A 13,155-nucleotide genomic window follows, 5' to 3' on the forward strand; every position below is an offset into this window, starting at 1 on the left:
GGGCTAGAGGCGCAGCAGCATCCGGGTGTTGCCCAGGGTGTTCGGCTTGACGCGTTCCAGGTCGAGGAACTCGGCGACGCCCTCGTCGTAGGAGCGCAGCAGCTGCTCGTAGACGGGCTGCGGTACCGGGGCGCCGTCGATCTCGGTGAACCCGAACGCGCCGAAGAACGCCGTCTCGAAGGTGAGCACGAAGATCCGGGCGATGCCGAGTTCCCGGGCGGCGTCGATCAGCTCGGTGACGATCCGGTGGCCGAGCCGCCGCCCCCGGCAGGCCGGGTCGACGGCCACGGTACGGATCTCGGCGAGGTCCTCCCACATCACGTGCAGCGCCCCGCAGCCGACCACCCGCCCGTCGCCGGTGACCGCGACCCGGAACTCCTGCACGTCCTCGTAGAGGGTGACGGTGGCCTTGCTGAGCAGCCGTCGGTCGTCGGTGTAGGTGTCGACCAGCCGGCGGATGCCGCGTACGTCGCCGGTGCGGGCCCGGCGTACCACGATCTCGTCGGTCATCTCACCCGGCCGTCGGCACGTCCACGCAGGGCCCGGCCGCCCACCACTTCTCCACCAGGGCGAGCGTCTCGTCGCCGAACGGGTTGACCCCGGGGCCGGCACCGAGCGCGTGGCCCAGGTGCACGTGCAGGCACTTCACCCGGCCGGGCATCCCACCGGCGGAGATGCCGGCGATCTCCGGCACCTCGCCGATCGCGGCCCGGCGGGCCAGGTAGTCCTCGTGCGCGGCCCGGTAGCTGTCGGCCAGCTCCGGGTCCTCGGCGAGCCGCTCGGCCATCTCCTTCATCAGCCCGGCCGACTCCAGCCGGCTGCACGCCGCCGTCGCCTTGGGGCAGGTCAGGTAGAACAGCGTCGGGAAGGGGGTGCCGTCGGCGAGCCGGGGGGTGGTCTCCACCACGTCGGGCAGGCCGCACGGGCAGCGGTGGGCCACCGCCCGGGTGCCGCGGGGCGGGCGTCCGAGCTGCGCGGCCACCGCGGCCAGGTCGGCCTCGGTGGCCGGCTGGTGCTCCGGCGGGGGTACGGAGTCCGCCGCCGGCTCCTGCGGTGGTACGACAGTCACGGTGCCCATCTCTCGTTCGGTACGCGGGTGCTGCTCACTGGTCGGCGGCTTCGCCGTTCGCCGCCCGGACGCTCGACCACAGGGTGTCGTACCAGGGGGCGGGGGCCTTGGGTGCGGCCGGCGGCCGACCGCCGTTGGCGTCGCGGGCCGCGCCGTCGGCGTCGTTGAGCACGATCACCGGGGTCTCGCCCGGGGCCACCATGTAGAACCGTTCCCGCGCCTTGATCTTGATGTATTCGGGGTCCTGCCACTTCGCCGCCTGGGCGGACAGCTCGGCGATCTGCTCGCGCTGGGCGGCCTGGCTGGCCTCCATCCGCTCGATGTCGACCTGCTGGTCGAGGTAGACCCGGACCGGATAGGTGTAGGCCAGGGCGAGCGCGAGCAGCACCGCGAACAGGACGGTGGCCCGCCCGGTGAACCGTCGGGGGTGGGGTGCGGCGAGCCGGCGGATGGTGCCGCCGGCCGCCGTGCGGCGCGCCGCAGCCGGGCGGTTGGCCGACCGGACGCCGTCGACACCGCGCGAGCGGGCCGCGGTGGTCCGCGTCTCGGCGCGGACCCCGCCGTCGCGCAGCGGTGTGCGGGCGCCCCGGGCCCCGCCCGGCCGGCCGGTCGGCCGGCGGGCCGGGCGTTGGCCACCCGGTGTGCGGCGCTGCTGCATCGTCACACCCCTCCCCCCGAGGTTCGCCCGGGTCAGGCCGAACGGTAACGCGGGAACGCGCCGACGCCGGCGTACCGCGCCGCGTCGCCCAGCTCCTCCTCGATCCGCAGGAGCTGGTTGTACTTGGCGACCCGGTCGGACCGGGCCGGGGCACCGGTCTTGATCTGGCCGCAGCCGGTGGCGACGGCCAGGTCGGCGATGGTGGTGTCCTCGGTCTCGCCGGAGCGGTGGCTCATCATGCACTTGAAGCCGGCCCGGTGGGCCAGGTCCACGGCGTCCAGCGTCTCGGTCAGCGAGCCGATCTGGTTGACCTTGACGAGCACCGCGTTGGCGGCCTTCTCGGTGATGCCCCGGGCGATGCGCTGCGGGTTGGTGACGAACAGGTCGTCGCCGACGATCTGGATCCGGTCGCCGACGGCGGCGGTCAGGGTGGCCCAGCCGCTCCAGTCGTCCTCGGCCAGCGGGTCCTCGATGGAGACGATCGGGTAGTCGCCGATGAGCTTGGTGTAGTAGTTGCTCATCTCCTCGGCGCTCTTGGCCGCGCTCTCGAACGTGTAGGTGCCGTTGTCGAAGAACTCGGTGGCGGCCACGTCGAGGGCGAAGACGATGTCGGTGCCCAGCCGGTAGCCGGCCTTCTCGACCGCCTCGGCGATCAGGTCCAGCGCGGCGGCGTTGCTGGGCAGGTTGGGGGCGAAGCCGCCCTCGTCGCCCAGGCCGGTGGAGAGGTCCTTCTTCTTGAGCACCGACTTCAGCGCGTGGTAGACCTCGGCCCCGGAACGCAGCGCCTCGCGGAAGCTGGACGCCCCGATCGGCGCGATCATGAATTCCTGCACGTCGACGTTCGAGTCGGCGTGCGCCCCACCGTTGAGGATGTTCATCATCGGCACCGGCAGCAGGTGGGCGTTCGGGCCGCCGAGGTAGCGGAACAGGCTCAGCTCGGCGCTGCCGGCCGCGGCCTTGGCCACCGCCAGCGAGACCCCGAGGATCGCGTTCGCGCCCAGCTCGCCCTTGTTGTCGGAGCCGTCGAGGTCGAGCATCTTCTGGTCGATCAGCCGCTGCTCGCTGGCTTCGTAGCCGATGAGCTGGTCGACGATCTTGTCCTCGATGTTGGCGACCGCGTTCTCGACGCCCTTGCCCAGGTAGCGGCCCTTGTCACCGTCGCGCAGTTCGACCGCTTCGAAGGCGCCGGTGGAGGCGCCGGAGGGTACGGCGGCGCGGGCGATCGTGCCGTCGTCCAGCCCTACCTCGACCTCGACCGTGGGGTTGCCCCGCGAGTCGAGAATCTCCCGGGCGACGATTCCCTCGATGGTTGCCACTGAGTCGCTCCTCGTTCGTGTGTGCGAATCCGGTTCGGGCCGCGACGGTGCGGCTGAGGCAGGTGTGTTGAACGCAGCGTATCGGGCGACGCCGGACGGCACGGCGTCCGGGGACACGTAGCCCACCCCTAATCGGTACGCCGGGACGGACATTCCCGGATTCTCACCCCTGAACCGGCAACCGGTTTGCGCCGGGTGGACCCGATCGACCACGCTGGTCGCCATGCCCGCCGTCTCGACCACCCTCCGCGTGCTCGCCGTGTCGGTCATCGCGTCGCTCACCGTCACCGGCTGTCAGACCCTCGACGACGCCGGTCGCACCCTCGGCCGCGCCGATCTGATCAACGATCTCGCCACCCGGCTCGACGAGTCGCTGGTGCGGACCTGGACCGCCGAGTACCGGCTCGCCGGTGGCCGGGACTTCACCATCGCCCAGACGAAGGAGCCGGCCCGCTCCGCGTACACCTGGACCGCCGGCAAGATCACCGTCTCCGAGCAGGCCATCACCAGGTGCGGGACCACCGCCGGGCGGACCACCTGCACGGTCGAGCCGCCGGTGCTGATGTCCGGCAAGGCCGCCGTGCCGCTGTTCACCGAGGCCCGCAAGGCCGGCCTGGTCACCCCGCCGGCGGTGATCGGCCTGCTCACCGAGGCCGCCCTCGACCCGGCGGCCCAGGTCAAGCAGACCGACACCACGATCACCGGGCACCACGCCACCTGCGTCGAGGTCCGCCGGGCCGCCGGCGACTTCGACACCTGCGTCACCAGCGAGGGTGTGCTCGGCAGCTTCACCGGGATCCTCGACGGTCAGCCCGTCGAGTTGACCCTGGACCGCTACACCGACTCGGTGACACCGACAGCGTTCGACCTGCCCGCCGGAGCCGGGGTGACCGACCGCCGGCCGGCGACGCCGTGACCGTCCCCCCGCCCGCAGACCCCACCCCCGACCCGTCGCCCGCGCCCGGCGACCTGGGCCTGCTGGTGGCCGGCCACCGGCTCCTCACCACCCCCGGCGGGGGCCTGCCGCGGGTCGGCGAGCTGCCGGCCGGGACCGACTGGGTGCCGGTGGGCACGCTCGACGGCGTGCCGGCCTGGGCGGCGGCACCGGACGGGGCGACCCGACCGGCCGGGCGCTGGCGCAGTTGGCGGGCGCTCGCCGCCGAGCTGCCCGAACCGCTCGCCACGCTCGCCGGGCGGGCGGTGGCCGTGGTCACCTTCCGGCGTACCCACCGCTGGTGCGGGGCCTGCCGGGCGGAACTGGCCGACGTGCCGGGCGAGACGGCCCGCCGCTGCCCCGCCTGCGACCTGTACGTGCCGCTGCGGCTCTCCCCGGCGGTGCTGGCGGCGATCACCCGCCCCGGGCCGGCCGGCGGCCCCACCGAGCTGCTGCTGGTGCGGCACGCGTCCGGTCCGACCGGACTGTGGGCGCTGGTCGCCGGCTTCGTCGAGGCCGGCGAGTCGTTGGAGACGGCGGTCCGCCGCGAGGTCACCGAGGAGGTCGGGCTGGCCCTCGGCAGCGTCGACTACTTCGGCAGCCAACCCTGGGCGATCTCCGGGCCGGGGGTGCTGCTCGCCGGCTTCACCGCCACCGCCGCCGACCCCACCGCCGAGCCGGAGGTGGACGGGCGGGAGCTGGTGCGGGCCCGCTGGTTCCCGGTGGACGCGCTGCCGGCCGAGCTGCCGCCGGCGTACTCGATCTCCCGCTGGCTGGTCGACGCGGTCGCCGCCCGCGGTTGAGCCGGCCCCGGTCGGCTCAGACGCCGAGCAGGGTGCGCAGGTGGCGTGGCGGCGGGCAGTCGTGGGCGAGCATCGCGTCGTGCCACCGGCGCAGCGGCACCCCGGCCGGGCGGGCGGCCGCGATGTCGGCCATCTCGCTGTAGCCGACGAAGTACGTGGAGAGCTGGGTCGAGGTGAGCAGTGCCCGCCGCCACTTGCCGGCCGCCTCGCCCTCCTCCTGGAAGCCGCGTTCGGTCATCAGCGCCAACGCGTCCGCCTCGGTCATCTGGTCACAGTGGACCAGCTGGTCGAGCAGGGCGTTGATGGTCATCCGGAGCTGCATCTTGAGCTGCTGGAGGCGGACCGGCAGGCCGCCGAAGCCGAGCCCGGCCATCAGCTCCTCGGTGTAGACCGCCCAGCCCTCGATGAACACCCCCGACTCGGTCAGCGCCCGGACCCGGGTGGGGCCGGCGTACCGGCGGGCGTGGGCGAGCTGGAGGAAGTGCCCCGGCATCGCCTCGTGCACGGTCAGGTTCCGGATCATGTGGTCGTTGTACTCGCGGTAGAACGAGTCGACCCGGTGGGCGGGCCAGTCCGCCGGGGTGGGCGCGATGCAGTAGAAGGTGGGCAGGTCGGCCGGCTCCAGCGGGCCCGGCGAATCGCAGTAGGCCACCGCGACACCCCGGGCGAACTCCGGCATCTCCTGGATCACACACGGATCGTCGACCAGGCCGACCAGGTCGTGCGCCCGGACGAAGTCGACGGCCTCGTCGAGGGTGACCGAGGCGAGGTCCACGATGGAGTGGTCGTCGGGGTGCTCGGCGGCGAGCAGGTCCAGCGCCCGTCGTACCGTCGCGTCGTCGGCCGGGCCGCCGACCAGCTCGACGGCGGCGGCGCGGATCTCGGCGGTGACCCGGTCCAGGTTGGCCCAGGCGCGGCGCTGCACCTCGGCCGCGCCCAGCTCGGTGTCGAGGGTGTGCCAGAGCCGGGCCTCCCAGCGGCGGCGGCCCAGCCGGGGGTCGCGGCCCGGCCCGGTGTCGGCGGCCAGCCCGGCGCGCAGCCAGCCGACGAACTCGTCGAGCGCGGCGATCGCCGCCGTCGCCGCCGGCTCCACCGTGCCGGCCAGCGCGGGGGCCTGGGCGAGCAGCAGCGGCACCTCGTCGCGGATCAGCGCGGCGCTGCCGGCGAACTGCCCGACCGCCGTCTCGGCGTGCACCCGGGGCATGTCCCGCAGCGTCGCCCGCGCGGTCGCCATCGCGTCGGGTACGGCGGTCAGCCGCCCCACCAGGTGCGCCAGTCGCTGCTCCACCGGCGCGTACGGCCGGGCGAGCAGGGCGTGCAGCAGCGGGCCGGGGTTGTGCACCAGCGGGTCCCACTCGAAGGCCCGGATCTCGCTGCGCTCGAACAGTTCCCGGTCGACCAGGGCGGCGAGCAGCGCGTGGTCGACCTGCTCCTCGACGTCGAGGGAGTCCGCGTCGACCTCGGCGAGCGCGTCGGCGGCCTCCCGCAGCATCGCCTGGTCGGCGGCGACCGCCGGGGCGGACAGATCGGGCAGCCGGTCGTCGTAGCGGTGGTCCCCGGCCGACGTGGCGAACCCGGGCCGGCTCTCCAGCACGGCCTCGACGATCCGCTCCGCCAGCGGCACGAATGCACCCATCCCCCGACCCTACCCACTCCCCACCGCCCCACCCGCCCCGCCGATCACGAGGTTCACGTCACCGCACCCCGCCCCGGCCTCGTGATCAAGAGGTTCGCGTCACCGGAGCGCACGGGGCTGACGCAAACCTCTTGATCAACTCGACGAGGTGCGGGGTTCGGTGGTGCGGAGGGTGGCGGTGTGGGTGAGGGTGGCGCGGCGCAGGGCGGCCTCGGGGTCCAGGCCGGTGTTGCGGGCCTCGGCGACCAGGGCCAGCAGGGTGGCGCCGAGGCGGGACTCCGGGTCGGGCTGGGCGTCGGGGGACGGCAGCGGCACCGTCAGGCCGGCCCGACCGGCGCGGTCCAGCACCTTGGCCGCCAGGGCCAGGGCGGGTTGACTCAGCGCGATGCCGTCGAGCACCGACGCACGAGCCTTCTCGGCCTGCTTGATCCGCTCCCAGTTCGCCTCGATCTCGGCGAGCGAACCCGCCTGCGCACCGGAGAAGACGTGCGGGTTGCGGCGGACCATCTTGTCGACCAGGGTGCCGGCCACGTCGTCGACGCTCCACCGCTCGTCCTCGGGCAGGTTCTCCGCGAGGCGGGCGTGCAGCAGCACCTGGAGCAGCACGTCGCCCAGTTCCTCACGCAGCGCGTCGGTGTCGCCGTCGCTGATCGCGTCGTACGCCTCGTAGCACTCCTCGATCAGGAAGCCGGCGAGGCTGCGGTGGGTCTGGGCCCGCTTCCACGGGTCGCCGCCCGGCGAGGCGAGCCGGTCCATCACCTCGACCGCGTCGAGCAGCCGGGCCCCCGGCGGGTCCCACGAGCCGTACATCAGCTCCAGCTCGGCCAGCCCCGGCTGGCGGGCCAGCCGCAGGCCCACCTCCCGGGCCAGGGTCTCGTCACCGGTCGGGCCGGCCAGCCAGACCGCCGTACCGTGCGCCGCCGCCGCGTCCAGCAGCGCGTCGCCGGCCCCACCGGAGACGACGGTGACCTCGACGCCGGCCGCACGTACCGCCGTGACCTGGGCGCTCTCCGCGCCGGTCAGCACCGGTGCGGAGCGCAGCGTGTCCCAGGCGGCGGCAGTCAGCAGACCGGCCGGCAACCGGGGCGAGGTGACCAGCAGGACGATCCGGTCGGACATGCTCAGGAGGCCGCCGGCCCCTGCTCCGGGGTCGGGCTGGCGACCGGCTCGGGCGTCGACACGTCGGTCACCGGGCCGCTCGCGTCGATGTACGGCAGCGCGTAGAAGACCAGCTCCTGGCCCTTGTTGACCCAGGCGGGGACGCCGAGCGGCCGGTACCGGGGGTTGACCTCGACGTCGACCTTGTCGGCCTGCTCGCCCAGCGCGGCGCTCAACGCCGAGGAGGTGCGCACGAAACCGCCGTCGCCGAAGAGCTGCCGCACCTGCGCCACCGACAGCCCCTTGTCGATGCCGCCGGTCTTCTCGATCGCGTGGTAGACCGCCATCACCGACTCGTCGCTCAGGTCGGCCGGCGGCAACTGCTGGCTGAGCACGACGAACAGGTCGGCCCACTCGCCCCACAGCTTCGCGAACTCCGCCTGCGGCGGCATCTGGAGCTGCTGGGCCAACTGGTCCGGGGTGATCTGGTCGGGGACCTGGAGGTTCTTCTCGGCCGCGACCCGCTTGCCCAGGTCGATGCTGACCAGCAGGTTCACCACGTCCTGCCGGGTCAGCCCGGCCCGCAACTGCTCCGGGCCGGGGGTCTGGCCGGACTGGGCCGCGCTCTGCCGCACCGCCTCGGCGTACCTCGTCTGCGCGTCGGTGTAGATCGCGTCCACCCGGGCCACCGAGTAGCGACTGTCGCCGATGTATGCGGCCACATCAGGAGATGCCTTGCCGCAGGCGGTGAGGGAGAGGACACCCAGGGCCGCGACGCTGGCGGCGGCGATGAGACGGCGTGCACGCATGACGGTCACTCTCTCATGCCTGCCTGTGTACGGTGACGCCGCCCACCGTGCGCCCGGCCCGCCCGACGCCCCGCGCCGGGCGGGCGACGGCCCCCTCATCCCCGCGCCCCCGCCAACCCGGCCGGTTCGCCGAGGACGTCGGAGAGCAGTTGGGCGCACCACTCCAACAACGCCTGGTCGCGCAGCGGCTCGCCGCCGACCCGGCGGGTGCTCGGCCGGGGCACGCTGACCTGGTCGGTGGCCTGCTTGTAGACCGAGTCCGGGTGGTAGCGCTTGAGCCGCAACTGCTTCGAGTCGGGCAGCGGCAGCGGGCCGAACCGCAGGTGCTTGCCCTGCATGCTGACGTCGGTCAGGCCGTACCGGCGGGCCAGCAGCCGGAACCGGGCCACCGCGACCAGGTTCTGCACCGGGGCGGGCGGCTCGCCGTACCGGTCGGTCATCTCGGCCACCACCTCGCGCAGCCGCGCGTCGTCGCGCGCCTCGGCGAGCTTGCGGTACATCTCCAGCCGCAGCCGTTCCACCCCGACGTAGTCGTGCGGCAGGTGCGCGTCGATCGGAAGGTCGATCTTGACGTCGGTCTCCTCCTCGGTGCTCTCCCCCTTGAACGCCGACACCGCCTCGCCGACCATCCGGACGTACAGGTCGAACCCGACGCCCTCGATGTGCCCGGACTGTTCGCCGCCGAGCAGGTTCCCGGCGCCCCGGATCTCCAGGTCCTTCATCGCCACGTACATGCCCGCGCCCAACTCGGTGTGCTGCGCGATGGTGGCCAGCCGCTCGTGCGCGTGCTCGGTGAGCGGCTTCTCCGGCGGATAGAGGAAGTACGCGTACGCCCGCTCCCGACCCCGGCCCACCCGGCCCCGGATCTGGTGCAGCTGGGCCAGGCCGAGCAGGTCGGCCCGCTCCACGATCAGGGTGTTGGCGTTCGGGATGTCGATGCCGGACTCGACGATGGTGGTGCAGACCAGGACGTCGAACTCCTTCTCCCAGAAGCCGACCATCACCTTCTCCAGGGCCTCCTCGCCCATCTGCCCGTGGGCCACCGCCACCCGCGCCTCGGGCACCAGCTCGCGCAGCTTGCGCGCCGTGCGGTCGATCGACTCCACCCGGTTGTGCAGGTAGAACACCTGCCCGTCGCGGAGCAGCTCCCGATGGATCGACGCGGCCACCTGCCGGTCGTCGTACGCCCCGACGAAGGTCAGCACCGGGTGCCGCTCCTCGGGCGGGGTGGCGATGGTCGACATCTCCCGGATGCCGGTGATCGCCATCTCCAGCGTCCTCGGGATCGGGGTGGCCGACATGCTCAGCACGTCGACCGAGGCACGCAGCGTCTTGAGGTGTTCCTTGTGCTCGACGCCGAACCGCTGCTCCTCGTCGATGATCACCATGCCGAGGGACTTGAACCGGGTGGCCGTCTGGAGCAGCCGGTGGGTGCCGATGACGATGTCGACGGTGCCGTCGGCGACCATCTCCAGCGTCCGCTCACTCTCCTTGGCGGTCTGGAAGCGGGAGAGCTGCCGGATGGTCACCGGGAACTGGTTCATCCGCTCGGCGAACGTGTTGTAGTGCTGCTGCACCAGCAGCGTCGTCGGCACCAGCACCGCCACCTGCTTGCCGTCCTGCACGGCCTTGAACGCCGCCCGGACGGCGATCTCGGTCTTGCCGTACCCGACGTCGCCGCAGATCAGCCGGTCCATCGGAACGGTCTGCTCCATGTCCCGTTTGACCTCCTCGATGGCGGCCATCTGGTCGGGCGTCTCCTGCCACGGGAAGGCGTCCTCCAGCTCCCGTTGCCACGGGGAGTCCGGGGCGAACGCGTGCCCCTTGGACGCCTTGCGGGCGGCGTAGAGCTGGATGAGCTGGGCGGCGATCTCCCGGACCGCCTTGCGGGCGCGGGCCTTGGACTTCTGCCAGTCCGAGCCGCCCATCTTGTGCAGGGTGGGCTGCTCGCCGCCGACGTAGCGGGAGAGCTGGTCGAGCTGGTCGGTGGGGACGAACAGCCGGTCGCCGGGCTGGCCGCGCTTGCTGGCCGCGTACTCGATGACCAGGTATTCGCGGGACGCGCCGTTGACGGTGCGCTGCACCAGCTCGACGTACCGGCCGATGCCGTGCTGCTCGTGCACGACGAAGTCGCCGGCCTTCAGCTCCAGCGGGTCGATGGTGTTGCGTCGCCGGCTCGGCATCTTGCGCATGTCCCGGGTGGTGGTGCCCCGGCCGCCGGTGACGTCGTTGCCGGTGAGCAGCACGAACTTCGACGCCTCGTCGACGAAGCCGGCGGTCAGGCGACCGCAGGAGACCAGCACCTCGCCGGGGGCGGGCGCGGCCGGCACCTGCTCGGTGAGCCGGGCGCCCAGCCCGGCGTCGCGGAGCACCTCGACGGCCCGCTGGGCGGGACCGTGCCCCTCGAAGACCAGCGCGACCGACCAGCCCTCACCGGTCCAGCGCTTGAGGTCGTCGACCACCCGGTCGGTCTCACCGTGGTAGAGCGGGGCCGGCTGGGCGGCCAGGTTCACCGCGATCGCGTCGTCGGGGGTCACGTCCGTCCCGGCCGGCGCGTCCTCCCAGGGCTGCCGGGCCGGTGCGGTGGCGTCCGCCTCGACCAGTCCGAACGGGGCGAGGGTCCACCAGGGCTGGCGCAGGGCGCGGGCGGCGGCCCGTACCTCGGCCAGGGACTTGAAGGCGGCCGCGCCGAGGTCGACCGGGGCCTGGCCGCCGACGGCGGCCGCGGCCCAGCTCGCCTGGAGGAACTCCTCCGAGGTACGCACCAGGTCGTGCGCCCGGGTGCGGATCCGCTCCGGGTCGCAGAGCAGCACGTGGGTGCCGGCCGGCATGGTGTCCACCAGCAGCTCCAGGCTCTCGCTGCCGAGCAGCGCCGGCACCAGCGACTCCATCCCCTCGACCGGGATGCCCTCGGCCAGCTTGTCGAGGATCTCGACCAGCTCCGGGTGCTCCCCGGCGAGCGCGGCGGCCCGCCGACGCACCGCCGGGGTCAGCAGCAGCTCCCGGCACGGCGGAGCCCACAGCTGCGGTACGCCCTCGATGGTGCGCTGGTCGGCGACGGCGAAGGTGCGGATCTCCTCCACCTCGTCGCCCCAGAACTCGACCCGGGACGGGTGCTCGTCGGTGGGCGGGAAGACGTCCAGGATGCCGCCGCGTACGGCGAACTCGCCGCGCTTGGTGACCAGGTCGACCCGGGCGTACGCCAGGTCGGTGAGCCGGCGGGCGACCTCCTCCAGGTCGGCCTCCTCACCGGCGGAAAGCTGCACCGGCTCCAGGTCGCCGAGGCCCTTGAGCTGCGGTTGCAGCAGCGAGCGCACCGGTGCCACCACCACCCGCAGCGGGCCGGCGTCGGCGGCGGCGTCGGCCCGGACGGTGTGCGGGCCCGGGGCGTCCGGGTGGGCGAGGCGGCGCAGCACGGCCAGTCGCCGGCCGACGGTGTCGGAACGGGGCGAGAGCCGTTCGTGCGGCAGCGTCTCCCAGGACGGGAAGACCGCGACCTGCCCGGCCGGGAGCAGGCTGCCCAGCGCGGCGGCCAGGTCGTCGGCCTCCCGGCTGGTGGCGGTCACCGCGAGCACCGGCCGGCCGGCCCCACCGGCGGCCGGGTCGGCGGCGACGGCGGCCACGGCGAACGGGCGCAGCGCGGTCGGGGCGGTCAGGTCCAGCCCGTCGACCTGGGCGGCACCGGAGCGCGCCAGGTCACGCGCCCGGGCCAGCCCCGGGTCGGCCAGGGCGGCGGAGAAGAGTCCGGTGAGCATCAGTGATCACTTCCAGGAAAGCCGCCGGTCGGCCCGGGGCGCACGAAGATGCCCCCACGCCCGGCCGGGCCGGGGGGTGCATGGCCGCCAGCCTATCTCGCGAGGGAGACAATCGAGCCCGCAGCGGCGGTGCCGCAACGGGGGAGGACCAATGCCACAGCAGTGGGGCGCGGACCCACGCCAACAGACCGCCCAGGGACGATGGCGGGGTCTGGGCCTGCCCGACGGAATGACCTTCTACGAGGTGCGCTGCCTGATCGACGAGCCGGGCTGGGTCGGCCCGGTACCCAACCTCGGCTACCGGGTCTACCTGGGGCGCTCCGGCGGCTACCTGCGCCGGGTCAACGGTGAGATCGCGTTCGCCGATGCGACGTCGGTGCTGCTCACCCGACCCGGCGACGAGATGAGCGTGGCTCATCCGCTCGGCTGCGGCGACGTCTACTCGTGCCTGGAGATCCGCCCCGAGGTGCTCGAGGAACGCCCGGACGCCCGCGACTGGTTCACCCGGCGCAGCTGGGACGGTCAGCTCGACGCCGCGCTGGATCTGGAGCACCGGATGCTGGTGGCCCGCAGCCGGCGCGGTCTGGACGGCTTCGAGCTGACCGAGCACACCCACCAGTTCCTGGCCACCCTGCTCAGCGGCAGCCCCCTGGGCCGGGGCGCCCCGGGTGCGGACCTGGACCGTGCGGTGGGGCGGCGACCGGCCACCCTGGCCGCCCATCGACGCCTCGCCGACCAGGCCCGCCAGGTGCTCGCCGCCTCGGGTTTCACCCTGGGGCTCACCGAGGTCGCCCGGCTGGTCGGCTGCTCACCGCACCACCTGAGCCGGGTGTTCCAGCGGGTCACCGGGCGCAGCCTCACCGCCTACCGCAACGAGCTGCGGGTCCGGGCGGTGCTGGACCTGTTGGGCCGCTCCGATCCGCCCCGGCTGGTCACGATCGCCGCCGAGTACGGCTTCGCCGACCAGGCGCACCTGAGCCGGGTCGTCCGGGAGCGGGTCGGCCACCCGCCCGCCCGCCTGCGTCGGCTGCTCGCACCCGCCGACTGACCGCCGCTGCCCGGCCCCCGAGTCGCGGG

11 protein-coding genes are annotated in these 13,155 nt (G+C 73.6%); 3 read left to right on the forward strand and 8 right to left on the reverse strand.

All coding sequences use genetic code 11. The annotated features are described in order from the left end of the window. Positions 1 to 3: 3 nt before the first annotated feature. Genes ACN265_RS26965 through eno form a run of 4 tightly spaced genes read right to left on the reverse strand, consistent with a single transcriptional unit; the run spans position 4 to position 3,043 of the window. Positions 4 to 510, reverse strand: a complete 507-nt coding sequence (locus ACN265_RS26965) for an amino-acid N-acetyltransferase (protein ID WP_302740766.1) — start codon at positions 508 to 510, stop codon at positions 4 to 6. 1 nt (position 511) lies between these two features. Then, positions 512 to 1,069 (reverse strand): DUF501 domain-containing protein, encoded by a 558-nt coding sequence (locus tag ACN265_RS26970; protein WP_204927538.1) that lies wholly within the window; start codon positions 1,067 to 1,069, stop codon positions 512 to 514. 34 nt (positions 1,070 to 1,103) lie between these two features. Then, the gene (locus tag ACN265_RS26975; protein WP_363654176.1) at positions 1,104 to 1,727 is read right to left on the reverse strand and encodes a septum formation initiator family protein; all 624 of its coding nucleotides are present in this window, start codon (positions 1,725 to 1,727) and stop codon (positions 1,104 to 1,106) included. A 32-nt stretch (positions 1,728 to 1,759) separates the two neighbouring features. After that, complete coding sequence (gene eno, locus ACN265_RS26980; protein WP_194821928.1) at positions 1,760 to 3,043, reverse strand: phosphopyruvate hydratase; 1,284 nt, start codon at positions 3,041 to 3,043, stop codon at positions 1,760 to 1,762. A gap of 223 nt (positions 3,044 to 3,266) precedes the next feature. Between eno and ACN265_RS26985 the strand changes: the two genes are divergently transcribed. Both ACN265_RS26985 and nudC read left to right on the forward strand, forming a co-directional pair. Continuing rightward, on the forward strand, positions 3,267 to 3,959 hold the full coding sequence (locus ACN265_RS26985; protein ID WP_421410422.1) for a hypothetical protein: 693 nt from the start codon (positions 3,267 to 3,269) through the stop codon (positions 3,957 to 3,959). After that, on the forward strand, positions 3,956 to 4,780 hold the full coding sequence (gene nudC / locus ACN265_RS26990) for an NAD(+) diphosphatase (protein ID WP_420115702.1): 825 nt from the start codon (positions 3,956 to 3,958) through the stop codon (positions 4,778 to 4,780). Before ACN265_RS26985 ends, nudC begins: the two co-directional genes overlap by 4 nt. Positions 4,781 to 4,796: 16 nt before the next feature. Here nudC and ACN265_RS26995 read toward each other — a convergent pair whose 3' ends face one another. The 4 genes from ACN265_RS26995 to mfd form a co-directional block, all read right to left on the reverse strand. Beyond that, positions 4,797 to 6,416: a DUF885 domain-containing protein gene (locus tag ACN265_RS26995; protein WP_421410425.1), complete on the reverse strand. Its 1,620-nt coding sequence runs from the start codon at positions 6,414 to 6,416 to the stop codon at positions 4,797 to 4,799. A gap of 135 nt (positions 6,417 to 6,551) precedes the next feature. Then, positions 6,552 to 7,535, reverse strand: coding sequence for a nucleoside triphosphate pyrophosphohydrolase (locus ACN265_RS27000; RefSeq protein WP_421410427.1), 984 nt, complete (start codon positions 7,533 to 7,535; stop codon positions 6,552 to 6,554). A 2-nt stretch (positions 7,536 to 7,537) separates the two neighbouring features. Next, positions 7,538 to 8,323, reverse strand: coding sequence for a hypothetical protein (locus tag ACN265_RS27005; protein WP_420115693.1), 786 nt, complete (start codon positions 8,321 to 8,323; stop codon positions 7,538 to 7,540). Positions 8,324 to 8,418: 95 nt separating this feature from the next. After that, on the reverse strand, positions 8,419 to 12,078 hold the full coding sequence (gene mfd, locus ACN265_RS27010) for a transcription-repair coupling factor (RefSeq protein ID WP_421410429.1): 3,660 nt from the start codon (positions 12,076 to 12,078) through the stop codon (positions 8,419 to 8,421). Positions 12,079 to 12,229: 151 nt separating this feature from the next. Here mfd and ACN265_RS27015 point away from each other — a divergent pair, with 151 nt between their 5' ends. After that, on the forward strand, positions 12,230 to 13,126 hold the full coding sequence (locus ACN265_RS27015) for a helix-turn-helix domain-containing protein (RefSeq protein WP_204927508.1): 897 nt from the start codon (positions 12,230 to 12,232) through the stop codon (positions 13,124 to 13,126). Positions 13,127 to 13,155 lie beyond the last annotated feature (29 nt).

This window comes from Micromonospora sp. WMMD730 (genome assembly GCF_049178955.1).
GTDB lineage: Bacteria > Actinomycetota > Actinomycetes > Mycobacteriales > Micromonosporaceae > Micromonospora > Micromonospora wenchangensis.

Excerpts from the sequence above, each read along its gene's own strand:
- ACN265_RS26965 (WP_302740766.1), bottom strand. The coding sequence starts at position 510 with ATGACCGACGAGATCGTGGTACGCCGGGCCCGCACCGGCGACGTACGC.
- ACN265_RS27005 (WP_420115693.1), bottom strand. The coding sequence starts at position 8,323 with ATGCGTGCACGCCGTCTCATCGCCGCCGCCAGCGTCGCGGCCCTGGGT.
- ACN265_RS27015 (WP_204927508.1), top strand. The coding sequence starts at position 12,230 with ATGCCACAGCAGTGGGGCGCGGACCCACGCCAACAGACCGCCCAGGGA.
- ACN265_RS26975 (WP_363654176.1), bottom strand. The coding sequence starts at position 1,727 with ATGCAGCAGCGCCGCACACCGGGTGGCCAACGCCCGGCCCGCCGGCCG.
- ACN265_RS26985 (WP_421410422.1), top strand. The coding sequence starts at position 3,267 with ATGCCCGCCGTCTCGACCACCCTCCGCGTGCTCGCCGTGTCGGTCATC.
- mfd (WP_421410429.1), bottom strand. The coding sequence starts at position 12,078 with ATGCTCACCGGACTCTTCTCCGCCGCCCTGGCCGACCCGGGGCTGGCC.
- ACN265_RS27000 (WP_421410427.1), bottom strand. The coding sequence starts at position 7,535 with ATGTCCGACCGGATCGTCCTGCTGGTCACCTCGCCCCGGTTGCCGGCC.
- ACN265_RS26995 (WP_421410425.1), bottom strand. The coding sequence starts at position 6,416 with ATGGGTGCATTCGTGCCGCTGGCGGAGCGGATCGTCGAGGCCGTGCTG.